We start from the raw sequence: 25065 nt of genomic DNA on the forward strand, positions 1-25065 counted from the left end.
TCTCTCCTAACGATGTTTATTTAACCAAACCATTAACCCTTTTTGTGCATGCAGACGATTTTCTGCCTCTTCGAAAATCAAACTTTGAGCCCCTTCTAATACGGCTTCGCTCACTTCAACACCGCGATAGGCCGGAAGACAATGCAAGAATATTGCTTCTTCGGTAGCTAATGACATGAGGGCTTCGTCTACGATGTAACCTTCAAAGGCCCGTATCCGCTGTGCTTTTTCCTCTTCTTGCCCCATTGAAATCCACGTATCCGTGGTTACAACCGTAGCTCCCTTGACCGCCTCTTTGGGGTCATTAGTGACCATGATTTTAGCACCGCTTTGCTCACTGAACAAAAGAGCATCGGCGATAACCGCAGGATCACATTCATATCCTTTTGGGGTTGCAATACGAAGTTCAAATCCAAGCTTGCTTGCTAGCATTAACCATGAGTGAGTCATATTATTACCGTCACCGACATAGGCTACGATCGGATTTTTATCTTTGCCGCACTCCATCATTGTCATATAATCAGCCAAAAGCTGAACCGGATGATAACTGTCGCTGAGGCCATTAATAACGGGGACTTTGGAATTTCGGGAAAACTCTTCAAGCATTGATTGCTCGTAGGTACGGATCATCACCATATCACACATCGAAGAGATAACGCGCGCGGTATCTTTAACCGGTTCCCCACGACCCAAATGGATATCACGATTGGAAAGGAACAGTGCATGCCCGCCAAGTTGATACATCCCTACCTCAAAACTGACACGGGTACGGGTAGAACTTTTTTCAAAAATCATCGCCAATGTCTGATTAGCAAGATGGGGAGTAAAGACTTTTGCTTTTACTTCCTGTTTAATTTGAAGGCCCAACTCCAAAATTTCAAGAATTTCCTCTTTTGAGTAATCTTTTAGGGTCAAAAAATGTCTCACGTCTATCCTTCGATACAAAAAACAATCATATCATAAAAAAAATTCATTAACAATTCTGCCTCAGCTGAGGCAAGCTTCAGTGCCATAACGGCCAGTGTATCCAAAGGGAGGAATTCTCCGTTGGCGTTCAAATCAAGATAGAAGTTGTGCCACTTCTTTAGCATGGTAGCTGATGATAATGTCAGCGCCGGCACGTTTAAACCCTACCATCGTCTCCATCATCACACGGTTATAATCGATCAACCCCGCGCGTCCTGCATGTTTGAGCATCGCGTATTCACCGCTCACGTTATACACCGCAAGGGGTAATTGAGACGCTTCACGAATATCGCGGATGATGTCCAAATACGCTAACGCCGGTTTTACCATCAGGATATCGGCACCCTGCGCTTCATCAATGAGGCTTTCACGGATTGCTTCACGACGATTGGCCGGATCCATCTGATAGGTAGAGCGATCACCGAAACTCGGAACCGATTCGGCCACATCCCGAAACGGCCCGTAATAGCCGCTCGCAAATTTTGTCGAATAGCTCATAATGGGAAGATTCACATATCCGCCCCCATCAAGAGCGTCACGCAATGTCGTAATAATCCCGTCCATCATCCCTGATGGGGCAATCATATCAGCCCCTGCACGTGCATGCACCAGCGCCTGCTGCGCTGAAATGCCAAGTGTCAAATCATTATCCACCGTCTCATGAACGTGATCCAGTATTCCGCAGTGACCGTGATCGGTATACTCGCAAAAACACAGATCCGTTACCACGAACATTTTAGGATAGGCGCGTTTGATGGCTCGAATAGCTGTCGCAATAATCCCGTTATCGCACAGGGCATCCGAGCCCACCGAATCTTTTACTTCAGGGATACCGAAAAGAATAATCGAATAAATTCCGAGTGACTGAAGAAGTTCACACTCTTTGAGTATTTCATCCAGACTCATCTGATAAACGCCAGGCATTGAAGCAACTTCGTTTTTGATCCCTTCTCCTGGTCTAACGAAGAGCGGATAAATAAAATCATTCACACCGACATGGGTTTCACGAACCAATGAACGAAGATGTGAATTAAGACGGGTGCGGCGAAAACGCTCCATAAATAACTCCGATATAAATATTGAAAGAAGTGTAGCAAGTGTTAGATTAAGAATAGAAAATTATAATTGCCAGATGAATACACAAATACATTTCGAAAAATCTGCAATCGCCAATCTTCCCAGCAAATACGGGCATTTTAAAATCCGTGTTTACAAAGAGGGGATACAAGAACATTTAGCCATCTTTACCGAGCATTTCGAAGAACAGGAATCCCCGTTAGTTCGTATCCATTCCGAATGCCTGACCGGTGATACGTTAGGAAGCATCAAATGCGACTGTAACAATCAGTTACACAAAGCATTAAAATTGATCGCTGAACAAGGGGGCTTGGTCATTTACCATCGTCAAGAAGGACGTAATATCGGCCTTCTCAATAAAATCAACGCCTATTGCCTCCAAGATCAAGGACGTAATACGATCGAAGCCAATATCGAGCTTGGTTTTGCACCGGATCAACGTACCTATGATGTGGTCAAAGAGATATTCAACGATTTTAATCTTACAAAACTTCGTCTTCTGACCAACAATCCAGCCAAAGTCAACGTGGTGGAAGAGCTGAACGTCGAAATTACCGAACGAGTTCCTGTTATTATCGATCCAAACCCCCACAATGAAGGGTATTTAAAAGTTAAAAAAGAGCAGATGGGACACATCATTTAGCACGATTCAATATTTATCCTACTTTTTTAAGTTAGAATCTATTACTATAATAAAAAATTGAGGGAATATGCGGTTACTTATTTTACTTTTTATCATTTTTTTCCCCCTTTTTGCCCTGAGTGACCACTATAAGGCGGTCATAGAAGAGCATCCAACAAAAGGGGAAGCTCGCAAAGCCTATGAAAGCTACCTCGCAAATCCCTCATCAATCGTCTCTCAATACTCTCATGATGAAAAATTTCTCCTCCATTTTCGTAAATCAGGAGGACGTTACATTATCGCGGCAGAACCGTTTGCTTCTCGACAAGACGCGAAAACTTTCGTTCATACCATACGTGCTAAACATCCAAAAGCATTTGTATCTCAAGGAGTTGCCGATGATATTCAGTATCTTTTAGCAATACACCAAAAAACTCTGCCTCAACAACAGATACCCGAAGAAAAACCATCAACTACAGTAGCAACTCCTACGGTAAAAACATCACCAATTCCAGATTCTACCTCACAGTTACCTATGTCTAATGAAGAAAACTCTCTCTTTTCTGTGACATGGAGTTTAATAATCGGTTTGCTCGCTGCTCTCTTCTTTATAGCTTGGCGTGAAAGAAGTTATAAGACACTTAGAGAACAATACAATGCACTTTTTAAAGAAAAAGAGCAGATTCAAGACTCCATCCAAGCGAAAAATGATTTTATCGCTATGATGAGTCATGAGATACGTGCCCCTATTAATGCCGTTATGGGGATGAGTCATCTCGTTCTTGAATCCAGACTCACCGTTACGCAACGCTCACAAATTTCAAAAATCAAAGATTCCGCCTCTTTGCTCTTGAATCTCATCAATGATATTTTAGACCACTCAAAAATAGAAGCAGGCAAAATAACCATTGAGCAGATACCCTATGATCTTAATGCTCTTTTAGATGATATTTCCAATATAGTCTCCCATAAAGCCAATGAGAAACAGATCGAACTGATTTTTGATATCGATCGAAGTGTTCCGAACAAATTGATCGGCGATCCACTGCGCCTCTTACAGGTACTCGTTAATTTACTCAATAATGCGGTTAAATTTACGGATAAAGGGAGTGTGATTCTCCGAGCCCGTGGACAACAAATCAGCCGTTTGAACCTCAAAATTCATTTCGAGATCATCGATACCGGTATCGGAATGGATCAAGAACAAATTGCCCGCCTCTTCCAATCGTATTCCCAAGCTGACGATTCCATTGCGCGAAAATATGGCGGAACCGGTTTAGGACTTGCTATTTGTAAAAACTTGGTTTCACTGATGGGAGGGACGATCCACGTCCACAGTCTCCTTAATGAAGGAAGTACTTTCTCATTTGATATCAAACTTCATTCAGATTTTGATTTTGAAAAACGGCACTACCGTCTTCCAACAACCGATTTAATGTCCAAAAATGCTTTGATCTTAGATGAGAACCAAGACAATGCAGCGGTTTTGCAGCGAGGATTGGAATATTTTCATTATGAAGTAAAAGCAGTGGTTGATTCACTCGATGCCGTTGCCCTCTTTCAAAAATACCATTTTGATATTGTTTTTATTGATACGAAGATCTCCTTATGCGGAGAGTTTAAGCGAGAACTCCAAAACCAAATCAAAGACGATCACTTAAAATTAGTCTGGATGGGTGAAGATATCAAAAAACGGGGGGGCTTTATCCTCTCGAAACCTTATAATCAGCTCGATATTTTCAATACAATTCTCTCCATCTACGGTTATATGGACCAAAGCGGAAAACACCAAAATAATACCAAAAAGCTTAAAGAGAGCCTCAAAAAATTCGGCGGTGAAACCCTTTTATTGGCTGAAGACAATGAGATCAACCGCTCTATCATAGCGGGCTTGCTCGCGGGAACGAATATCGTGATCGTTACCGCAGAAACCGGACAGCAAGCGGTCGATATCGTCAATGACAATTCCAATATTTGTGTTATTCTAATGGACATTCAAATGCCTATTATGGATGGATTTGAAGCATCTAAGATTATTCGACAAAATTCTGATAAAGATCTGATTCCAATTATTGCCGTTACCGGAAATACCTTGGAGAGCGATATTCAAAATATCAGTAATGCAGGGATGAACGGTCATATCGCAAAACCGATTGACGTCAATACTTTTTACACCACACTCTATTATGCATTTGAAAAATCCCATAATCACCCGATAAAAAGCACCGTCTCGACACTTCATATCGCTTAAACTTTGGGTAAAATGGGGTTTTACGTTTACATCACCAAACATTAAATCAGATGGACAGCCTCTTTGAAACCCTTAAAAACGTTAATCAATGCCCGTAATATAACCGTTCCCGAAGATTTTTTCGAGAAAGTTGAACAGTACAAAACACTTCTTGAAAAATGGAATAAAGTTCATAATTTAACGGGTGCTAAAACACTTCATCAAATCGATGAGTTTATTGTCGATGCAATCACACCGCTCACATTTCTTCCACCTCTTAAAAAAGCGATGGATATTGGAACCGGTGCAGGATTTCCCGGGATGATTTTGGCAATCGCCATGCCGCAAACTCATTTTACCCTCGTTGAACCGCTCAGCAAACGTGCCAGCTTTTTGCAGTTTGTAAAAGCGGATTTAGGATTGGATAATGTTGATGTCAAACCGCTCAGAGTAGAACAACTGGAAAGTGAGCCCTACGATCTCATTACCTCACGCGCCGTTACCGATACGGGTATGCTCCTCAAACTCTCAAAACCTTTTTGTATAGAAGGGACCCTTTTGCTCTTTTACAAAGGGGAAAAAGTGTATGATGAAATTGATAAATCACTCGATTACACCATTATTGAAGCAGAAAACCGTCACTATCTGCTTATAAAGAGATAACCATGCTAAAACTTTTATTATTGATCGGCGTTCTCGTTAGCGTTTATTTTCTTTTTTTCAAGAAAAAAAGCCTTAAGCCGCCCTCTTCTGACAACTCACAAGAAGAGGCAATGATACCGTGTGCCAAATGTGGAACCTATGTACAGGTAAAAGAAACACTGATGCGTGATGGCAAGTACTACTGCTCTCGCGAATGTTTGGAAGGATAACCATGCTTTTATTCGGTCACCCTTATGTACCCTCTAAGTCGTTCTACCATATCGATGCTATTGAAGCAATTCGGCATACTCCCCCACACTCATACGTAAGCCTCTTTTTTACCCCTGAGAATCTCGATATCATTGAACATCTTCGTCAAAACAATATCCGATTCGCCCTTCATATTGAGACAATAACGGATGCAGTCATTGCTGAGAACTTAGGGGCTTCTTACCTCATCGTTCTTCCCAAACACGCTGATGCAATCCAAAAAGTGGCGGAACATTATCTCTTTGATGCCAAAATTTTAGGATACCTTGAAGAGACAAAAGATTTAGAAGATTTAATCGATATGCGTTTAGACGGAGCCATTTTTGCCGATAATCTTATTAAGATTACTTCGTAGATTCGTTCGTGGTGAGCCTGTCGAACCATGAACCTACCCTTCGACAAAACAAGGGTACCGCTCGCGAAGCGATGTTTCCTTGAGCTCAGGGCGAACGTTATTTAATCAATCCATTCCCGTTTTAAATCTTTATCGAGACAGGCCAATATCTCATATCCGATTGTTCCTACGGATAAAGCATAATGGTTGGCATCATCAAAAATCATCAATTCGTCTTTATCACTCGCAAATGCGACGTTATCCATCGAAATTCGTCCGCGTAACGCGATACCCTCAGGGGTGATATAGCGGTTGGATGCGAGACGGTCAAGACCGTTCGCGTATCCCAAATCATACGTCGATACCACCTCATCTGCACACGCTTCATAAATACCGTTGTATCCGACCCGCTCCCCTTTTTTGAGAATGCGTGTCGCTACTCGATCCCCCCACAATGAAAGAACCGGTTTTAAAGCAGGCTGAGGGAGAGTTCGCTCCATCTCCAAACATCCATAAAGGGCAATCCCGACGCGTACCATATCCTCTGTGCATACGGATGAGCGAAACGTACCCCCGGAATTGGAGAGATGGCATCGGAGTTCCCATCCATACTTTTTGGCTAATTCCAATGCTTTGCTTTTTGCCTCATTGAAATTTCGGCTCTGCCAAAACCACTCGCTGCTGAGTGTATCGGAAGCGCGCAAATGGCTCATAACACCGATACATACCAGTCCTTTTTCGCTCATTGCTCTAAATGCCTCTTCAAGTTCACCTATCGCGATGCCGTTACGGTGCATTCCCGTATCGATTTTCAACTCTACACGGCTCCCCGCAGCAAACGTATCAATCGCTTCAATCGAATTGATAACGTAACTAAAAGTAGGATGTAGTTTCGTAGGCTTATCCCCTAAAATAAGGATGTTGTCGAAAAATTCCGCGATCTCTTCCGCTTCACGTTCCAAACGTACCACTGCTTGCTTTACCCCATACTGTGATGCGGCTTTTGCAATCATTACAGCGCCGTGACCGTAGGCGTTATCTTTTAAAACCACTGCGATTTTATCTTTTCCACCGATTTGGTGTGCGATAATGTCAAGATTATGAATAAACGCCTCACGGCTAAGTTTTATTGTTCCCATATTGATATTATATTGTAAGGTAAATTAATGCGATATTTCCCAGCCGAATTTGAACCTCAAAGTTTTGTACAGCTCATTTTCCCCCATCCTCAGAGTGATTGGGCACCTTATCTCGAAGAAGCACGTGGGTGTTTTGTCAACATCGCCAATGCGGTAGCACGCTATCAACCCTGTCTTATCGTGTGTGATGATGTTGATTTCGTTAAAACCTACTTTCAATCCCATGAAAATTTGATTTTCATCCCATACCAGAGTGACGATACCTGGGCACGCGATTGCAGTGTTCTGAGCGTCATCGATGAGGATGAAGATGAAGCCCTATTACTCGATTTCACCTTTACCGGATGGGGCGGAAAATTTGATGCCTCGCGTGACAATGCGATGAGTAGCGCTATCGCCGATGTTTATAGTGCGCCGGTGCAAACAGTCGATCTCATTTTGGAAGGGGGAGGAGTTGAAACCAATGCTAACGGTTCGCTTCTTACGACGGCCGAATGTCTCCTGAACCCAAATCGCAATCCTCATTTGGATAAAAAAGGGATGGAAAAAGAGCTCAAAAAACAGTTCGGGGTAGAGCAGATTTTATGGCTTAATCACGGATATCTGGCGGGTGATGACACTGACAGCCATATCGATACCCTTGCCCGTTTTATCGATACCGATACGATCATGTACGTCAAATGTGACGATCAAAATGATGAACATTACGAGGCATTGAAAAAAATGGAAACGGAGCTAAAAGCACTCCGTGATATCGATGGAGAAACGTTTAAACTCATCGCCTTACCGATGTGCAATCCTACCTTTTACGATGAAGAGCGGCTTCCGGCTACGTACGCCAACTTTTTGATTATCAATGATGCCGTTTTATTGCCTGTTTACAACGATCCGCACGATAATGAAGCAATTGAAATTTGCACAAAAGCGTTTCACGGACGCGACATTATCCCTATCGACTGTTCTGTCCTTATCCGTCAACACGGCTCACTCCACTGCGTTACGATGCAGTTCCCTGAAGATATAGGATTACGGGTGGAATAACAAAGAGAACCCGCTATACAGAAGATAGCCCGAAGCAGCTAATAAGAGCAAGGTTAAAATAATTTGTTTGATATTCAGTTTCATAGCTAAAAGTATAACAACTTAACACTAATGTAACACTTCTTCCTTACAATTCTTCATATTTACTTAAGGATTATAAGTATGAAGAAGTTTACTATCCTCTCTTTGACAGCAGTTGCTGCCCTTGCCTCAGAACCTATCACGATTCAAAAAATTACCGTAGAAGCTTCTGCACCTAAAGGTGATACAAAAGCTATCAATGCAGACGAAATTGTCAAGTTTTCTCGCCAAAGCGATTTGGGTGAAATGCTCTCAGGTGCTCTCCCTGAAATTACCCATGTTCGTACAACCTCAATCGGTAATGACATTGTTTTACGCGGATTTAAAAAAGACAACCTTAACGTCACTATCGACGATGCCAAAATATGCGGCGCATGTCCGAACCGTATGGATCCACCGGCAATGCACATCTCTTCGAGCCAAATTGCAAACGTTGAAGTGCAAGAAGGGCCTTTTGACGTAACGCAGTTTGGGAGCCTTGGAGGTGCCATTAACGTTGTTACCAAAGATCCTGAAAAAGGTCTCCACGGAGAAATTTCTGCAACATTGGGAAGTTATGATTACCGCAAAATTTCCACCACGGTTGAAGGGGGAAATGATGCTATTCAAGCACTTGTAGGATACAGCCGTGAGACAAGCGGTCAATACAAAGACGGTGATAGTAAAACCATGGCTGAACAAGCAGATGGAGCACCTGCAAATCAACGTTATTCCACTGCACACAAAAATGATGATGCGTATGCACGTCAAAATTTCTGGGCGAAAATCGTCGGTAATATCGGTGAGAACCAAAAACTAACCCTCAACTACTTCGGTGACCGTGCGGATGATGTTCTCTATGCACGCTATCCAATGGATGCGTTAAAAGACGATACCGATATGTTCAAAGCTGCGTATCAACTTTTCAGTCTCGGAGCCTTTTCCGAAGAACTTCTCATTGAAGCGTATCATTCAAAAGTAAAACATGAAATGGGAACCGATTTTAGAGCATCAGCGACCAGTGCTGCAGCGACAATGGTATCTCCGGTCGATGCAACCATTCAGGGAATTCGTGTCGAAAACAGTGCTTCTCTCAATGAAACTGAGGTTATCCTCGGAATCGATCTCTCAAAGCGTAATTGGAACGGAACAAAAGGATCACGACTCAACCCTTATGCTCAAATACAGATCCCAGATGCTGATACCGATAACATCGGCCTTTACGCAAAAGCATCTCAATCTTTTGATGCATGGGATCTCAGCGGAGGGTTACGGTATGATGATACTCATATCGATGCCGATCAAAACTTGATGGCAACTGCAAAAGACCGCGATTACGACAATATCAGTGCGAACGTACTAGGGCGTTATCACTACAGTAGTAACGGAAATCTCTTTATCGGAATCGGACAGACATCTCGTGTTCCAGATGCACGAGAACTCTATTTTGCCAGTGTTGGCAATACCAATTTAAACGAGACAATCAACCGTGAAATCGATATGGGTGTCGAGCATACGTTTGGTAATCTCCATCTCAAAGGTACGGTATTCTACAGCGATTTAAAAGACTACATTTATGCCTATAAAGTTGTAGGATCAACTACCTCGTTTGCAAATATAGATGCGCGTATTGTCGGTGGAGATGTTACCGCTGATTATATTCTAAATAAGGAATGGAGTATTGAATCGGGCATGGCATATCAAAGAGGGACAAAAGAAAATGTTAATCAACTCGACTCTCTCGCAACACTTCCGCAAACTGACAAAGATCTTGCCGATATCCCACCGCTTAAAGGACGTATTGCACTGGTATTCGATGACGCTAAAAACTATGCTGAAGCCGAGTTTATAGCGGCTAAACACCAAACATACGATGAAAATAACGGCGAGCAAGCGATTGCCGGATACGGGGTTTTAAATCTCAAATACGGTACCGAGTTGGGTAACGGTTTCTCTGTGAGTGCAGGAATCAACAACTTCTTTGATCGCACCTATGCGGTTAGTAACAGCTATATCGGACTAACCACTATCATGGAAGGCGCACAGCCTCTCGTTCTAAACGAACCGGGACGTAATTTTTATGCCACGGTTGCTTATAAATTCTAATCCTTGCCCTTCCGGGCATTTGACTCTTTAGTAACGACTTCTTTATTCTCCAAAAACCATCCAAAGCCGAACATTAATCCGGGTGTCTTCGCTTTGGTCTCATCCATCACAAATGTTTTCGCTTCCTTTACCGAAATCTCGACAACTTCGATAACCTCCACATCAACTCCCCCGCCCTCGCTTACTCGCATCGTTTCATTAACTCGTGCAAAGTAAAGTGTCTGGACCGATCCGGCAAATCCTACTGCCGTATAAAATGAGGTGATTTTCTCGATTTTCTCCAATGGGACGTGATATCCGCACTCTTCGAGAATCTCTTCATGTGCTATTTCAACAAGCGATTTATCTTTATCCACAATACCGGCGCACAACTCATACGTATAGCCATCACCCTGTTTGAGATAGACAGGGGGACGAAACTGTTTTACCACGACAAAAGTATCCTTCTCATCATGGTATAAAAGTATCGCAACGCTATCATGTACTTCCACCATATCCCATATTTTGGATACACCGTTCTGGAAATATGACATCCTTTTAGGCTTCACAAAATTAGAATTTTCACACGCTACAATCGTGACGTTGGTAATCATTTACACCCTTTAGAAAGGTTTTGGTTTGAACGTCGAGCTGTCGATATAATAGGTTTCATGAAAATCAAAATAAGGTTTTCGAACCGGTTTATTTTTCAGTGCTTGTTTGAATTTTTTATCCATTTTGTCTCGGATTGCAAGAAATACCTTACGCTCTTTACCGCTGAAACCTTCCGTTTTTTTCTTCATAACACTCAATGGGTCAATCGCACTGCTCCCTCGATACATCCCAAAATGTAGATGTGGACCGGAGGATAGTCCGCTCGAGCCAACATAGCCTATGATATCGCCTTGTTTAACGCTTGAACCCGAATGGACCCCTTTTTTAAACGATTTTTGATGAGCATAAAGGCTCGTCAAGCCATTACTATGGCGTATCTTAATCGTTTTCCCATACCCATTCGAATATCCGGCAAAGCTGACACGCCCCTCTCCCGTTGAGAGAATCGGCGTCCCGGGGCGTGCTCCAAAATCAACCCCTAAATGGGCACGATAACGATGAAGTACCGGATGATAGCGGCGTTTTGTAAAGCGGGAGGTAATCCGGGAATTACGGATAGGGAGTTTAAACAAAAATTTCTCATATTGTCCCCCTTTTTCATCGTAGAAACGGCCATCCGTATGGCGATAAATCGCAACACGTTTACCATTGATTTCAACCATTGCCCCATGCACTTCCGGCATTGAAAACGGCTTACCTAAACGATATTTTTGAGTATATATCATAATGATCGGATCACCCGGCTGCAACCCTTTTCGGAAATCTACTTTACCTTTAAACATTTTGACAAAGCTGGAAGCCAAATTTTTAGAGCCGGTAGTTTTTAAAATATCATCGTAAGGGAGGCTCTGGATCGGGACATAGAGCGTTTCCGTATACTCTTCGCTGATAATCGGAACAACTTTCATCTCATAGCGACGTTTGGGTGTGAGATAAAGCTGCAATTGCAATTCGTCATTCACCGGGATAAGAATCTGACGAATAATATTTTTATTATCCAAAACCATTTGGCAATTAGCGCTGTAAGGGATATCTTCGGTGAGTTTTTGATCCTCTTTATCCAGATTGTAGTAAACCGTTAGCGGAAGTTTTTTACGCTCTAAAAAAGAGAGGAAACTTTCACCGTCTTTCCACTTAAACGGTTTTACAGAGCCACCGAAAAGGAGAAGGGGCAATAACAATAATGCAAAAAAACGACCCATTCTCATCCTTGATCAAAATACGCTTCTTAAGCGAAAAAGATTTAAATGATAGCAAAAATTCCATTTACAAAGATGTGATAAGCTATAATCGCTATTAATTACTTTACCAAAAGGTTACCATGATGCGCATCTGGCTTACTACTTTTCTCGTGTGCGGCGTTTTAAACGCCTCTTCCATAACGACACCGTTGCTCGAAGTCCAAGAATCTCGTGCAACCATCGTAGCTGAAAATCTACGTGAGGGGATGAGCGGATTTATCGTTCGAAAATTTGATGCTACTCACAGCACTATTATTGCCAACGCACGTGTGGAACAACTAAATCCGACTAATGGCCGTGCAATTTTACGCCTGAGCGATTATGACGGGCTTCGCCAGAACTCACTTCCTACCGGCAACTGGGCACCAGCACCCTCTGATACTGCCGTATTGGCTCACGATTATGAGCGTGCCCTCTTAATCGCTCCCAATGATGATTCCTACGATACAATCACCAAAAGTATCGCCGGCATAGAGTGGATCCACCCTGACAACTACGCAACCTATCTCTCGTATGAAGGGCATCCTACGCCTCTTGTCGAAGACTTTAGACGTTATTGCACCGCGAATTCCATAGGGTTGCTCTACATTCAAAGCGCCCAGAACCTCTTTACCCTTGATTGTAAAAGCTTTACACTCTTGCAAAGTACCCCTTCTATGAGCAATGCGGCCAAAGAACAAACTCCATTCTTTACCCGCATTCCAACTATTCGTGCAGCATGGTGGGGAGAGGGAAGTTCACGATTGGAGAGCTACGAACCTTACTATCTAGAGCAAATTGCTTTAAACAATTCAAAAAACAAAGAATTATATGAGCTCTACAAAGCAAAATTTAGTGACAAAAGCGCACTATTGCGCTATTTTGATTTGAAGGAATAACAATGCTCTCGTCCAGTGCCATTGACTTTTTTACCAATTTACTCGGAAAAGAGAATGTCTACAGCGATAAAGCGCACCTCATCGCCTACAGCTATGATGCTACACGCGAAAAATTTGAGCCCGAAGCCGTTTTATTTCCCCGCCACGAGGGTGATGTCAGTGATATTTTAAAATACTGTAATGAGCACCGTATCGTAATCGTCCCGCGCGGAGCGGGAAGCGGTTTTACCGGGGGAGCACTTCCCTCTTCCGGCGGCATTGTTTTGGCATTCGAAAAACATATGAATAAAATTTTAGAGATCGATATGCAAAACATGGTTGCGATCGTTCAGCCGGGTGTGGTTAACATGGAACTTCAACGTGCCGTTGAAGCAGTCGGTCTTTTTTATCCGCCCGATCCGGCGAGCCAAGAGTACTCGACGATCGGCGGTAATGTCAACGAAAATGCCGGCGGTATGCGTGCCGCCAAATATGGGATTACCAAAGACTATGTGATGGCTATGCGTGCAGTACTCCCTAATGGTGATATCATCAAAGCAGGTAAACGTACCATCAAGGATGTCGCCGGATATAACATTACTGGGATTTTGATCGCCTCCGAGGGGACGTTAGCCGTCACGACTGAAGTGACCCTCAAACTCCTCTCAAAGCCTAAAATGACAAAAACAGCGATGGGAATTTTCCCCACCGTTCATTCAGCGATGGAAGCGGTTTATAAAACAATGGCGAGCGGTGTTACCCCTGTTGCCATGGAATTTTTGGACAATCTCACCATTCGCTCAGTGGAACAAGTCTACAAAAAAGGACTTCCGATTGAAGCGGGAGCGATCCTCGTTACCGATGTTGATGGCAATCTCGAAGAAGATCTCGACTTCCAACTCTCGTTAATCCAAAAAGTATTTCAAGAAAACGGATGCAGCGAATTTAAAATCGCAAAAGATAAACAAGAAGCCAGTGATTTGTGGTTTGCCCGCCGTAATGCCAGCCAATCACTCTCCGTCTATGGTTCTAAAAAAATCAACGAAGATGTTACCGTTCCCCGTTCAGCACTCCCGGAACTTCTCGAAAAATTTGATGCGATTGCCAAAAAATATAACATCAATATCCCATGCTTTGGTCATACGGGAGATGGCAATGTTCATACCAACGTTATGGTGGATGGAAAAGACCCGGAAGCGGTCAAAATTGGTTACGAAGCAATCCGTGAAGTGTTTCAAGCCACGATCGATCTTGGCGGTACACTCAGTGGAGAACACGGTATCGGACTTGCCAAAGCTCCGTACATGTCGATGGCATTTACCCCTGAAGAAATGGCATTGTTTCAATCGATCAAACGGGCGTTTGATCCCAATAATATCCTCAACCCTTCCAAAATGGGGCTTGAATAGCCGATGAATCTGAAAGCACTCCTGAGACATATACGACTTTTTTTCCTCATGCTCTTCGATCGGGAAATTACTGTATATGCCTCAAGTCTCAGCTTTTATACGATTTTTACGGTTGTCCCGTTACTCATCATCTCACTCAGTTTGATCGCCAATGTACCGGTATTTGAAGAACAATACGCCAAAATTCAAATCTTTATTTTTGATAATATCATGCCGGTACAGACAGCGGCTATTGCTGGGTATCTCGAATCTTTTTTCCGAAATTCCGTACAGCTTGGGATCATCGGATTTGCAACGATGGTTGTCTCATCGTTACTCTTTTTTCAAAACTTCGAACATATTGTCGGTAAAATTTTCAAAACCTCTAAGCGGAAAATCTGGGATGCTATCACGACCTATTGGACGCTTATCACCCTCACACCCATTGTTTTAATCGCTTCCATGAGCCTTAAAGCTTATTTAGAAGCAAATATCAGCGGATTTGCGCTGAGCGCCCTCTCGATTTTCCCTTTTCTCTTGCTGTGGAGTATTTTCTTTTTGATCTATAAAATTGCTGTCAATGCCGATGTCTCGATTAAAGCAGCAGCAATCAGCTCATTTATCGTAGCCGTTGTTTGGGGAATCGCTAAAAATAGTTTTGTCCAATACGTTTTTTATAATAAAACCTACGCCACGATGTACGGCTCTTTTTCAGCCCTTATCTTTTTTTTCTTATGGATTTACGTCTCGTGGATCATCGTTATCTATGGGATGAAGCTATGCTATCTGATAAACCGCGCTACCCAGCGTAGCGAGACCCAAAACACCTAAGCTCCAAAAAGCCTCTTTTCGCCACATAGAACCCAACGCCAAAATGACACTCATAACCCCTATCCAGATCGGGATTGTTACGGTATTAATATCCCCTGCTTCAAACATTTGTAGTAAATAAGGGTCAAAAATATCCCCCCACGGTGTTAAATGCAACGCTAAAACAATCGGATAATAGAGGTTAAACACTAAGGCAAGAGGTATTGAGCCCATATGCCACCAGCCAAACGTTCCGAAAATAGAAAGCGAGATCGGCAACAGTACCAAATAGCACCAAATATGAAGTGCTAAAAATATCTGCCATGGTTTCCAATGCTCATAATATCGGATAAAGATAAAGATGGAGAGGACACCAAACGACGAAAACCAAAAACCCAGTGAGAAAAAAAGTTTTGGAAAAAATGCGAGCAATACTCCAACTGCGATCAAAAGTGTTTGAAGCGAAACAATTTTGATACCCCGATCATAGAGCCAATATCCCACGGCAATCATCCCCAATGCCCTCACCATCGGCGGAATGAATTCCAACGCCCACAAATAGAAAAATAAGATTCCAAATACGAAAAAGAAAAGATCCCGATTGCCGTGACGGTAGGGAAAATAACGGTTCTGTAACCACCGATAGGGGGGACGAAGGAGAAAATAAGCAATCAGTGTGATAATACCGTAATGATACCCGCTAATCGAGAGGATATGACTCAGTCCCATCGCTCCTACTAGCGATTGAAACTCCTGAGACATCGGTGTTGCAACAAAAAGGGCACCGTAAAGCTCTCTCATCCACTGATCTCCATGCTCTGATGTAATACGACGATACCATTGTTCTTTGAGACTGAGTTTTGGATAGACTTCGATAATCACACCACGAGTATGCATCCCTTTTAAGAAATCGATAAAAGTGACGTTCGCTACCTGTAATTCTACCATCACTTCACGTCCGCGAAGATCACGCAGATAGGGTGACATAGCGCATCGGACATATGAGCCGTTTTCGAGTCGAAGCTTCATGGAGCTCTTAGGCTTATCGGCGATCAGGCGTACTTCTTGATCGATTACTTCAGCACGTACGAGGGGATCGTCAAAGGTTTTAAGTTCGGTAAATTTATAGTATTCGTACGAAAGGGAGAGAGAAGCGATAAAAAGGAGAAAGAGGATGAAAAGCGAGCCGCTTTTGAGCTCGAAAAGGTCAACGCGCTCGAGCTTGCTCATCTATTCTCCTTTTTCCCCGTTCGCCCTGAGCCTGTCGAAGGGTATATTCATGGTTCGACAGGCTCACCACGAACGGATTTATATTATCGGCATCGAAACGTTTTGGACACCTTCATCGATATTCATCGTCGCACTTTTCATATCGATACTCTCATAAACGATCTGCGCAGCACCAAATGTCGGTTTATCAACAAAGCGGGTGAATTTTTTCTGGAACATCAGTTTCACATGTCCGGTCGGACCGTTACGCTGTTTACCGATAATGATCTCGGCTTCTTCTTCCTCTTTCTCGACATATTTGGAGATAAACTCTTTTCCGGCCGAAATCGCCTCTTTTTCCCGCTCTTTTTCCTCTTTGTAGAGATAAACATCGTTACGATAAACGAAAAGGATGATATCGGCATCCTGCTCGATCGATCCCGACTCACGGATATCACTGAGCATCGGACGTTTATCCGAGCGCGATTCGAGTCCGCGATTGAGCTGAGAGAGGGCGACAATCGGAATCCCAAGCTCACGTGCCAACATTTTTAACCCGCGTGAAATTTCACTGACTTCGAGGTGACGATCTTTTCCCCCCGTACCGTTCATGATTTGGAGGTAGTCGATGACGGCTACTTCGATCTCAGGATGACGGCTTTTGAGTTTACGGAGTTTGGAGCGGAGTTGATGGATATTGATGGAGCCGTGATCGTCCACGAAAAGCTTGGAGCGACGCATCTTATCAACCGCATCATTGAGCTGTTTGTACTCCTGCGGATTCATATCCCCGACACGAAGCCGCTGAAGCTGAATAGAGGTTTGAACACTGAGTAGACGGAGCATCAACTGCTCTGCCGGCATCTCCAGTGAAAAGAAGGCGACCCCTTTGCCTTTATCGAGAAGATTTTGAACCATATTAAGGGCGAATGACGTTTTCCCCATTGCCGGACGGGCGGCGATGATAACCAGATCCCCTTTACCGAATCCCGTCGTCATTTTATTGAGTTCCGCATACCCCGTATCGACACCGACAAGGACCGAATCTCCGCGCGCTTTCATCTCTTCGATATAAGCCAGCGTCTCATCGGCAATCGATGGGGCATCTTTAAAATCGGTTGCTTGAGAACTTTGGGTAATTTCATAAAGCTTTTGCTCAACCAAATCAACGACGTCGGTTCCGCTCAGCTCCTCTTCGAGGGTAACCCGCTTGATCTCCGTCGTCAGGGTAAGGAGATGGCGTTTGATTGCTTTGTCTTTAATCTCTTGAACATACGCTTTGGTATTGGCAATCGGATTCGCGGTGAGGATATCGACCATCACCCTCTCATCGAATTTCTGTTTGCTCGTCAACTCTTTACGGAGAAACTCTTCATCGATAGGGAGATCACGATGGGCTAAGCTCATCATCGCGCGATAAATCTCCTGATGCGCCGCGAGATAAAAATCCTCCGGAGTTAATACCGCATCAAACTCATCAAACTGAGCAGGATCAAAAATGATAGAACTGAGGACGGAGCGCTCAAATGCTAAATTATATAAAGACTCTTCCATTTAATCCTCTTCTTTTGCCATTTTTTCAACCTCTTCGACAAAACGATCGACAAGCTTATCTTCTTCTAGGCGTGCCACCACTTCGCCGCGCACCATTACCAATCCCGAACCTTTACCGTAGGCGATCGCGACATCGGCATGTTTCGCTTCTCCGATGGCGTTTACAACACACCCCATAACCGAGAGATCAAGCGGTTTTTTGATATGTTTGGTTCGTTCTTCGATCACGGCTACTGCCGAAACCAAATCAGCCTCAATCCGTCCGCATGTCGGACACGATATGATGTTGGGACCCTCTTTGGCGACGCCGCTATCTTTGAGAATGGCACGGCCGACTTTGATCTCTTCTTCGAGTTCTCCGGTGATGGAAACTCGCATCGTATCGCCGATACCTTCGAGCAGCAATGTCCCTAATCCGATCGCACTTTTGATCGTCGCATGAAAAATTGTCCCCGCTTCGGTAACACCCAGATGAAACGGATAGTTATTTTTCGGCCGTAACATTCGGTATGCTTCAACAGTACGTTGAACGTCACTCGCTTTCAAGGAGACTTTGATATCGGTAAAACCCAAATCTTCAAGATATTTGATGTTGTACTCAGCCGATGCTACCATCCCCTCAGCACTTTGTCCATAACGCTGTTCAAACTCTTTTTCCAAACTCCCCGCATTAACACCGATACGGATCGGGATATGGCGTTCTTGGCACGCTTTGACAATCTCACGAATCCGTGATTTTTCGCCGATATTTCCGGGATTGAATCGGATGCAGTCCACCACTTCTGCCGCAATGAGAGCGAGTTTATAATTAAAATGGATATCGGCAACGAGAGGAAGGGAAATCTGTTCTTTGATCGCTTTGAGGGCACGTGCATCTTCTTCATCAGGGACCGCGACGCGAACGATATCGCATCCGGCGAAATGGAGACGATTGATCTGTTCAACCGTAGCGTTTACGTCTGCTGTGCGTGAATAGGTCATCGACTGCACCGAAATCGGAGCATCACCGCCGATAGCGACATTGCCGACAAAAATTTGTTTGGTAGGGTATCGTTTTATCATGCTTGGATTGTAGCTTTAAAGACGTTAATTTTTACTGACTTCTGCCTCGAAAGAGGCAAGCTTCAGTGCCATAGCGGCCAGCGTAGCCAAAGGTATTTTATTCCTTTGGCGTTTAAAACTTATACGAACTCGATAGGATCCATATCGATCTCACATAACGGTGATTTAACATATTTAATCGCACGGATCAGATCGGTACTTTTATCGCTTCGCAGCAGTATTTGAAACCGGTATTTATCCGCAATCCGCTCAATCGGTGCCGCACCGAAACCGATAATATCTACTTTTTCCATCTGCTCTATTTGGCGTACTGCTTCCTCCATCACTGTTTTTCCTTTGAGCGCATTTTTATGGGCATAAAGAAGACGTGCCAGCTTCTTTGTCGGAGGATACCGATCTTTGCGTATTCTCATCTCATCGATCAGAAATTTCTCGTAATCATCTAAATACCCTCGAAAAAACGACTCGTTAAAACTCTGCACCAACACGGTTGCATTTTGTTTTCTGCCGCTGCGCCCCGCAATCTGAACCAACAGTGACAATGCCTTTTCCCTAGAGCGGTAATCGCTTTGGGAGAGAAGATTATCGATCCCCATCACCACCGCGAGAGTGATATCATGATAATCATGCCCCTTGGAGAGCATCTGCGTCCCGATAAGGAGATCAATTTCACGATTATTAAATGCTTCGAGCACTTTAATGAGTTTGTTTTGAGTGGTAATAATATCACGGTCAAACTGCTGAACTCTCAAATTTTCATTTAGGCGGCTGAAATGTTCTACTGCTTCCGCTGTCCCTAATCGTGCCATGCGGAGTGATCCGCTTTGACATTTCGGACACACTTTTGGCAATACTTCCGTGTAATTGCAATAGTGGCATTTCAAAGCACGGGAGTTTTTATGCTGGCTCATTCCCACACTGCAAAACGGGCACTCCACATGGTAACCGCATGCATCGCACACAGTGTACTTAAAATTGGCCCGTGTCGGGATAAAAACGATCCCTTGATGACCCGATGCATAATTTTCCATTACGGCACGGTCGATAGAGGGGGTCAACGCTTCGAGAGAGGGTTCAAATACAAAGGTCCGCTTGGATTCGAAATACCCTCCACGAAGACGAAAAAACGGATATTTGGCATAACTGCTCAAACTCGGTGTCGCACTCCCCAAAACAACAGGAATTTTGAGGAGATTCCCCATATAAACCGCCATATCCCGTGCATTGTAGCGGGGGCGGCTTGAGGATTTATAACTCTCATCATGCTCTTCATCCACAACAATCAACCCTAAATCGGCTATCGGCAAAAAGAGTGCGGAGCGAGGTCCCACGATGATATGTGCCGTCTCGTTATAGATCTTCTCCAATGTCACTTTTTTTTGTTTAGGGGTCATTTTCGAATGCCATAGCACCACTGCTTCGCCAAAATGATTACAAAATCGTTTCTCCATTTGAGGCGTGAGGGAGATTTCAGGCAGCAGAAGCAAACATCGCTTCCCTTCGTTTAAAACCTCATCCATTCGCCGCATATAAATTTCGCTCTTCCCAGCCCCCGTATCACCGAAAAGGAGAGAGACGGAATGGGAGCGTATAAAATCGAGGGCCTTACTTTGAGCTTCGGAGAGGGTGATATTGAGGGAAGTTTTGTCATCCTGAACTCGATTCAGGATCTCAGATTGCGGATCGAGTCCGCAATGACGTTGATAGGGGACAAATAAATTGAGCGCCTCCCCCAACGAACATCCGTAATATTCGCTCATAAATTGCGCAGTTTGGATTTGGGTACCCGAATAAATAAAAATTTTATCATCTCCCACTATATTCTTCTCATCCTGAACTTGATTCAGGATCTCAGATTGCGGATCGAGCCCGCAATGACGAGCACTAATGGGCTGCGTTGTAAAATCAGGCTTTTCACACTCAGAGATCACAACACCCTGCATAATGCGATTGGACAAAGTAACTTCGACTTCTGCACCGATTATGAGAAAGTTTTCTGAATGATAAGTTAAGGGTTCAAGAGGGGAACCCAAAAGGGCTAGATTGTAATAATACACTCTTAAATTATTCTGTTAATGCACCACAATATGTGCCACTCGTGCATCTAAACGTACCATTGGTATCATTGTACGTAAACGTATTATCGCTGTTCATGACACGATAAACGTATGTGTAAGCACCTGCAGACCCTCCAACAGTATCATCCCAATGACCATTTACATTATTTTGTGTAGCTATACCATACTGTAAAAGTGTACTGCTCCCATTGGTATCAAAAAGAGAGGATTTACTCCCTGTACTTCCACTGTGAAGCTGGTTAATATAATTCGATTGCCCCTGCAATAATCGCCCCTGACGTTCGCTAACAATCGCGGCACGTATTGCCGCAACATCACTACGCCCTTTTGCTATCTGTGCATCATCCCGAGTCGCTGCAAGTCTTGGTATAGCAATAGCCGCTAAAATACCCAATACAACAATGACAAAAACGACTTCTATCATTGTAAAAGCTTTTCGTTTAACGTACAACATTGGATCCCCTTAATTTCATAGGGTAATTAGCAACATAAATCATCTCTTGTAATCCAAGACAAACAGCATCATTCCCCGTATTCCCAAGTGACAAAACAAGGGTTTCATTCTCATCCGTTGTATTGATATCTAATGTAATACAGTTACTAATATTTCCTGCTTTCACAACTGCTCTTTTATTAGACAATACAACATCACCACTACTATTTAATTCCAAAAAGCTATTGGACATTACAGCTAATGAATTATCTGTATACCCTTTACTGGTTGCATAGTTGGCAATTTCTTGCACACCATTCATGATATTGATTGCTAATGAAGAAGCTTTTGCATCATCACGTGTTGCACTCAGTCTTGGTATTGCCACTGCCGCTAAAATACCTAAAATGACAATAACAAAAATGAGTTCAATCATCGTAAAAGCTGATTTCATAAAGGACTCTGCTTTCAAAGAATTTTTAGAATGGTTATGAAATGAATTGTAATCATTTCATAACCTATAAATCAACGAACTACGCCTTGTCCGGCAATTTGAATAGTTGCTGGAGGGTTCATATCCTGAACAGCAGTACATATAGCTGTTGTTCCAGCACCATCAGTTACTGTAATGTTTGTATCGTTAACAGTTACAACAACACACGCAACACCGCCCGTTGCTTTATCATTAATAGTAACATTTCGATCGTTACTACCTAAAACCATATAACCACTATCAGTACCTTCATTATAACTATTAGATGCTAATGATAAATTAGTATCACCCACGGGTGCACTACCTTGAGATACCGTGTAAGCACTGATTTCACTAATCATTGTTTTGACATTAGTAGCAAGTTTTGATGCTTGTGCATCATCACGTGTTGCCGCAAGACGTGGAATGGCAACTGCTGCCAAAATACCCAAGATAACGATAACGAAGATTAACTCGATCATAGTAAAACCTGAACGTTTCATGGTTTACTCCTTGAAGTTTAAAATATAGATTACACTCGTAACCTTAGCATCATTATGAGCCTACAATTCTTACAAAACGTTTAAAGTTAATTACATGCACCCATAACACTATTTAAGTCGGGTATTTAAGGTCACTGTGGCATAATTTCCGAAAACAAGGAGACATTATGAAAATCGCTGTACCTGTGATGGATGAAAGTCTGAAAATGGCCGGAAATGCCGGACACACTCCCTATTTTGCCGTATTTAATCTGAGCGGCGGAATGTTTAAAAGTTTTACCCTTGAGGGGTTACGTGCCAATCCAAAAGTTGCCGATGAAGAAGCCCATGAACATGATGAGCATCATACCTGCGACCACGATGCGGATGATATAGAGCATATCAAAGCCCATGACACTATGGCGGATACGATCGAAGATTGCGATTATCTCGTGGTTAAAATGGCGTGCAAAAATACCGCTAAAAGTATGAGTAATGTTGGAGTCAAGCTACAAAAATATAACGGAACCGAAGCATTAGCCCCTAAAATATTGACGGAATTGGCATCTCAGTTTAAATAATCCGCCACTTTAATTCTCGTTTATAAATTGGAGGCGTATAATTCGCACCATAAATAGAGCATCCGCTTTAAATCTTCATCTTCGTACAGTACGTAGATGAGCCCTAAAAGGTAAAACAACACCATGATTTCCGCAGAGATTGAGACGTTAGGCATTAAAAATAGTGGAAAGCTTTTCCATAATCTTGGTTACGATGAGTTGATTGAACATGAACTCGCAAACGGTGAATGTAAGCTAGCAAGCAGTGGTGCCACTATGGTCGATACCGGTATTTTCACCGGTCGAAGCCCTAAAGATAAATATTTTGTTGATAGTGACCCTTCGAACAAATACATTGCGTGGGGTGATGTCAACAAAAAAATTGATAAAGCAGTTTTTGATGAACTATTAGTCGTTGCTAAAGAACAACTCTCAGGCAAAGATCTCTACATCACCGACGTTTATTGCGGCTCAAGTGCTACCAGTAAGCGTTCTGTCCGTTTCGTCTCTGAAATCGCGTGGCAATCACACTTTGTCAAAAATATGTTTATCCGTCCTACTGCAACCGAGTTAGAAAGTTTTAAACCCTCTTTTACCGTACTCAACGCATGTAAAGCAGTCAATGAAAAATGGGAAAATCATGGTTTAAATTCCGAAGTTTTCGTCCTCTTTGATGTGGAAGCCAATCTTTGTATCATTGGTGGAACGTGGTACGGTGGAGAGATGAAAAAAGGGATTTTTTCAATGATGAACTATTGGCTTCCATTAGAAGGGAAGCTCTCAATGCACTGTTCGGCTAACGTCGGATCGGATGGTGATACATGCCTATTCTTCGGACTTAGCGGAACCGGAAAAACTACCCTCTCAACCGACCCAAAACGTGCACTCATCGGAGACGATGAACACGGTTGGGATGATGAAGGTGTCTTTAATTTCGAGGGCGGATGCTACGCCAAAGTGATCAATCTCGATCCATCCAGCGAACCTGAGATTCACAATGCAATTCGCCGTAATGCGTTGCTTGAAAATGTCGTTTTTAATGAAGACGGGATTGTTGATTATACCGACGGTTCTAAAACCGAAAATACCCGTGTCTCTTACCCAATTGAGCATATTGATAATCATCAGCCATCTCTTATGGCAGCACATCCTAAAAATATCATTTTCCTCTCTGCCGATGCATTCGGCGTATTGCCTCCGGTGAGTAAACTCACCAAAGAACAAGCGATGTATTATTTCCTCAGCGGATATACGGCCAAAGTTGCGGGTACTGAGCGTGGGATTACTGAACCCGTCGCAACATTCAGTTCATGTTTCGGTGAAGCATTTTTGCCGCTTCATCCAACCGTCTACGCAAAACTTTTAGGTGAAAAGATCGATGAACATGGGGTAAATGTTTACCTAGTGAATACCGGTTGGACCGGTGGAGGATACGGTGTCGGTAAACGTATGAGCATCAAAGATACCCGTGCGTGTATCAACGCTATCCTCGATGGTTCGATCAATGAGAGTGAATTTGATACGACCAACACTTTTGGATTCCATATTCCAAAAACGCTCGGTTCAATCGATCCGGTTATCCTCAATCCTCGTAATGCATGGGCTGATCGTGATGCTTACCTCGTTCAACGTGATAATCTAGCGGCGCTCTTCATTAAAAACTTCAAAAAATATACGGGCGGCGAGAGTGATTTCGATTACTCAGCTGCAGGACCGCAATTACCATAACTATATTTTTATACGCCAAGAGGAAGAAAGTCCCTCTTGGCTACGCTAACGCTAAGTTCTCTTCAGTAGAGTGCTCACGCGCAGTAAACCGCACTTCTTAATAAATTACA

The 25065-nt window shown here is 43.2% G+C and carries 24 protein-coding genes; 12 read left to right on the forward strand and 12 right to left on the reverse strand.

Annotated elements, in window-relative coordinates; translation table 11 throughout:
* Nucleotides 1–6: 6 nt before the first annotated feature.
* A complete protein-coding gene (gene argF / locus B649_RS10350; protein ID WP_015654475.1) occupies nucleotides 7–927 on the reverse strand; it encodes an ornithine carbamoyltransferase in 921 nt (306 codons plus the stop codon).
* A 132-nt stretch (nucleotides 928–1059) separates the two neighbouring features.
* A complete protein-coding gene (hemB, locus tag B649_RS10355) occupies nucleotides 1060–2025 on the reverse strand; it encodes a porphobilinogen synthase (RefSeq protein ID WP_015654476.1) in 966 nt (321 codons plus the stop codon).
* Nucleotides 2026–2098: 73 nt separating this feature from the next.
* Between hemB and ribA the strand changes: the two genes are divergently transcribed.
* The 5 genes from ribA (at nucleotide 2099) to B649_RS10380 (ending at nucleotide 6162) form a co-directional block, all read left to right on the forward strand.
* Nucleotides 2099–2686: a GTP cyclohydrolase II gene (gene ribA / locus B649_RS10360; protein WP_015654477.1), complete on the forward strand. Its 588-nt coding sequence runs from the start codon at nucleotides 2099–2101 to the stop codon at nucleotides 2684–2686.
* Nucleotides 2687–2753: 67 nt separating this feature from the next.
* Entirely contained in the window at nucleotides 2754–4916 is a 2163-nt protein-coding gene (locus B649_RS10365) for an ATP-binding protein (protein ID WP_015654478.1), read from the forward strand.
* A 63-nt stretch (nucleotides 4917–4979) separates the two neighbouring features.
* Nucleotides 4980–5558, forward strand: a complete 579-nt coding sequence (rsmG, locus tag B649_RS10370; protein ID WP_015654479.1) for a 16S rRNA (guanine(527)-N(7))-methyltransferase RsmG — start codon at nucleotides 4980–4982, stop codon at nucleotides 5556–5558.
* Nucleotides 5559–5560: 2 nt separating this feature from the next.
* Entirely contained in the window at nucleotides 5561–5767 is a 207-nt protein-coding gene (locus B649_RS10375; protein ID WP_015654480.1) for a PP0621 family protein, read from the forward strand.
* Between the two features lie 2 nt (nucleotides 5768–5769).
* The gene (locus B649_RS10380; RefSeq protein ID WP_015654481.1) at nucleotides 5770–6162 is read left to right on the forward strand and encodes a hypothetical protein; all 393 of its coding nucleotides are present in this window, start codon (nucleotides 5770–5772) and stop codon (nucleotides 6160–6162) included.
* Between the two features lie 101 nt (nucleotides 6163–6263).
* On the opposite strand, the gene B649_RS10385 is transcribed toward B649_RS10380, so the two are convergent.
* Nucleotides 6264–7280: an alanine racemase gene (locus tag B649_RS10385; protein WP_015654482.1), complete on the reverse strand. Its 1017-nt coding sequence runs from the start codon at nucleotides 7278–7280 to the stop codon at nucleotides 6264–6266.
* A gap of 27 nt (nucleotides 7281–7307) precedes the next feature.
* Here B649_RS10385 and B649_RS10390 point away from each other — a divergent pair, with 27 nt between their 5' ends.
* Both B649_RS10390 and B649_RS10395 read left to right on the forward strand, forming a co-directional pair.
* Nucleotides 7308–8321: an agmatine/peptidylarginine deiminase gene (locus B649_RS10390; RefSeq protein WP_015654483.1), complete on the forward strand. Its 1014-nt coding sequence runs from the start codon at nucleotides 7308–7310 to the stop codon at nucleotides 8319–8321.
* A gap of 162 nt (nucleotides 8322–8483) precedes the next feature.
* Nucleotides 8484–10487, forward strand: a complete 2004-nt coding sequence (locus B649_RS10395; protein ID WP_015654484.1) for a TonB-dependent receptor — start codon at nucleotides 8484–8486, stop codon at nucleotides 10485–10487.
* On the opposite strand, the gene B649_RS10400 is transcribed toward B649_RS10395, so the two are convergent.
* Both B649_RS10400 and B649_RS10405 read right to left on the reverse strand, forming a co-directional pair.
* Nucleotides 10484–11080, reverse strand: coding sequence for an NUDIX hydrolase (locus B649_RS10400; protein WP_015654485.1), 597 nt, complete (start codon nucleotides 11078–11080; stop codon nucleotides 10484–10486). The genes B649_RS10395 and B649_RS10400 overlap by 4 nt on opposite strands.
* A 9-nt stretch (nucleotides 11081–11089) precedes the next feature.
* Entirely contained in the window at nucleotides 11090–12283 is a 1194-nt protein-coding gene (locus B649_RS10405) for a M23 family metallopeptidase (RefSeq protein ID WP_015654486.1), read from the reverse strand.
* Nucleotides 12284–12405: 122 nt separating this feature from the next.
* Between B649_RS10405 and B649_RS10410 the strand changes: the two genes are divergently transcribed.
* From B649_RS10410 to B649_RS10420, 3 genes are read left to right on the forward strand one after another with little or no spacing between them, the layout of a single operon-like run.
* Complete coding sequence (locus tag B649_RS10410; protein WP_015654487.1) at nucleotides 12406–13200, forward strand: plasminogen-binding N-terminal domain-containing protein; 795 nt, start codon at nucleotides 12406–12408, stop codon at nucleotides 13198–13200.
* A 2-nt stretch (nucleotides 13201–13202) separates the two neighbouring features.
* Nucleotides 13203–14588: an FAD-linked oxidase C-terminal domain-containing protein gene (locus B649_RS10415; protein ID WP_015654488.1), complete on the forward strand. Its 1386-nt coding sequence runs from the start codon at nucleotides 13203–13205 to the stop codon at nucleotides 14586–14588.
* A gap of 3 nt (nucleotides 14589–14591) precedes the next feature.
* Entirely contained in the window at nucleotides 14592–15398 is an 807-nt protein-coding gene (locus tag B649_RS10420; protein ID WP_041192447.1) for a YihY family inner membrane protein, read from the forward strand.
* Here B649_RS10420 and B649_RS10425 read toward each other — a convergent pair.
* From B649_RS10425 to B649_RS10455, 7 genes are all read right to left on the reverse strand, one after another.
* Nucleotides 15345–16607 (reverse strand): ComEC/Rec2 family competence protein, encoded by a 1263-nt coding sequence (locus tag B649_RS10425; RefSeq protein WP_015654490.1) that lies wholly within the window; start codon nucleotides 16605–16607, stop codon nucleotides 15345–15347. The two genes, B649_RS10420 and B649_RS10425, sit on opposite strands and share 54 nt — an antisense overlap.
* Nucleotides 16608–16685: 78 nt before the next feature.
* Complete coding sequence (locus tag B649_RS10430) at nucleotides 16686–18140, reverse strand: replicative DNA helicase (RefSeq protein WP_015654491.1); 1455 nt, start codon at nucleotides 18138–18140, stop codon at nucleotides 16686–16688.
* Nucleotides 18141–19202, reverse strand: a complete 1062-nt coding sequence (gene ispG, locus B649_RS10435) for a flavodoxin-dependent (E)-4-hydroxy-3-methylbut-2-enyl-diphosphate synthase (RefSeq protein ID WP_015654492.1) — start codon at nucleotides 19200–19202, stop codon at nucleotides 18141–18143. It abuts the gene before it with no gap.
* Nucleotides 19203–19321: 119 nt separating this feature from the next.
* Nucleotides 19322–21259, reverse strand: coding sequence for a primosomal protein N' (locus B649_RS10440; RefSeq protein WP_015654493.1), 1938 nt, complete (start codon nucleotides 21257–21259; stop codon nucleotides 19322–19324).
* A gap of 7 nt (nucleotides 21260–21266) precedes the next feature.
* Nucleotides 21267–21734, reverse strand: coding sequence for a prepilin-type N-terminal cleavage/methylation domain-containing protein (locus B649_RS10445; protein WP_015654494.1), 468 nt, complete (start codon nucleotides 21732–21734; stop codon nucleotides 21267–21269).
* Nucleotides 21721–22167, reverse strand: a complete 447-nt coding sequence (locus B649_RS12345; protein WP_015654495.1) for a type II secretion system protein — start codon at nucleotides 22165–22167, stop codon at nucleotides 21721–21723. The genes B649_RS10445 and B649_RS12345 overlap by 14 nt, the downstream gene beginning before the upstream one ends.
* A gap of 71 nt (nucleotides 22168–22238) precedes the next feature.
* A complete protein-coding gene (locus tag B649_RS10455; RefSeq protein WP_015654496.1) occupies nucleotides 22239–22688 on the reverse strand; it encodes a prepilin-type N-terminal cleavage/methylation domain-containing protein in 450 nt (149 codons plus the stop codon).
* A 167-nt stretch (nucleotides 22689–22855) separates the two neighbouring features.
* On the opposite strand from B649_RS10455, the gene B649_RS10460 reads away from it, so the two are divergent.
* Complete coding sequence (locus B649_RS10460; RefSeq protein WP_015654497.1) at nucleotides 22856–23248, forward strand: hypothetical protein; 393 nt, start codon at nucleotides 22856–22858, stop codon at nucleotides 23246–23248.
* A 123-nt stretch (nucleotides 23249–23371) separates the two neighbouring features.
* Complete coding sequence (pckA, locus tag B649_RS10465; RefSeq protein WP_015654498.1) at nucleotides 23372–24955, forward strand: phosphoenolpyruvate carboxykinase (ATP); 1584 nt, start codon at nucleotides 23372–23374, stop codon at nucleotides 24953–24955.
* Nucleotides 24956–25065 lie beyond the last annotated feature (110 nt).

The organism is Candidatus Sulfuricurvum sp. RIFRC-1, assembly GCF_000310245.1.
Taxonomy (GTDB): domain Bacteria; phylum Campylobacterota; class Campylobacteria; order Campylobacterales; family Sulfurimonadaceae; genus Sulfuricurvum.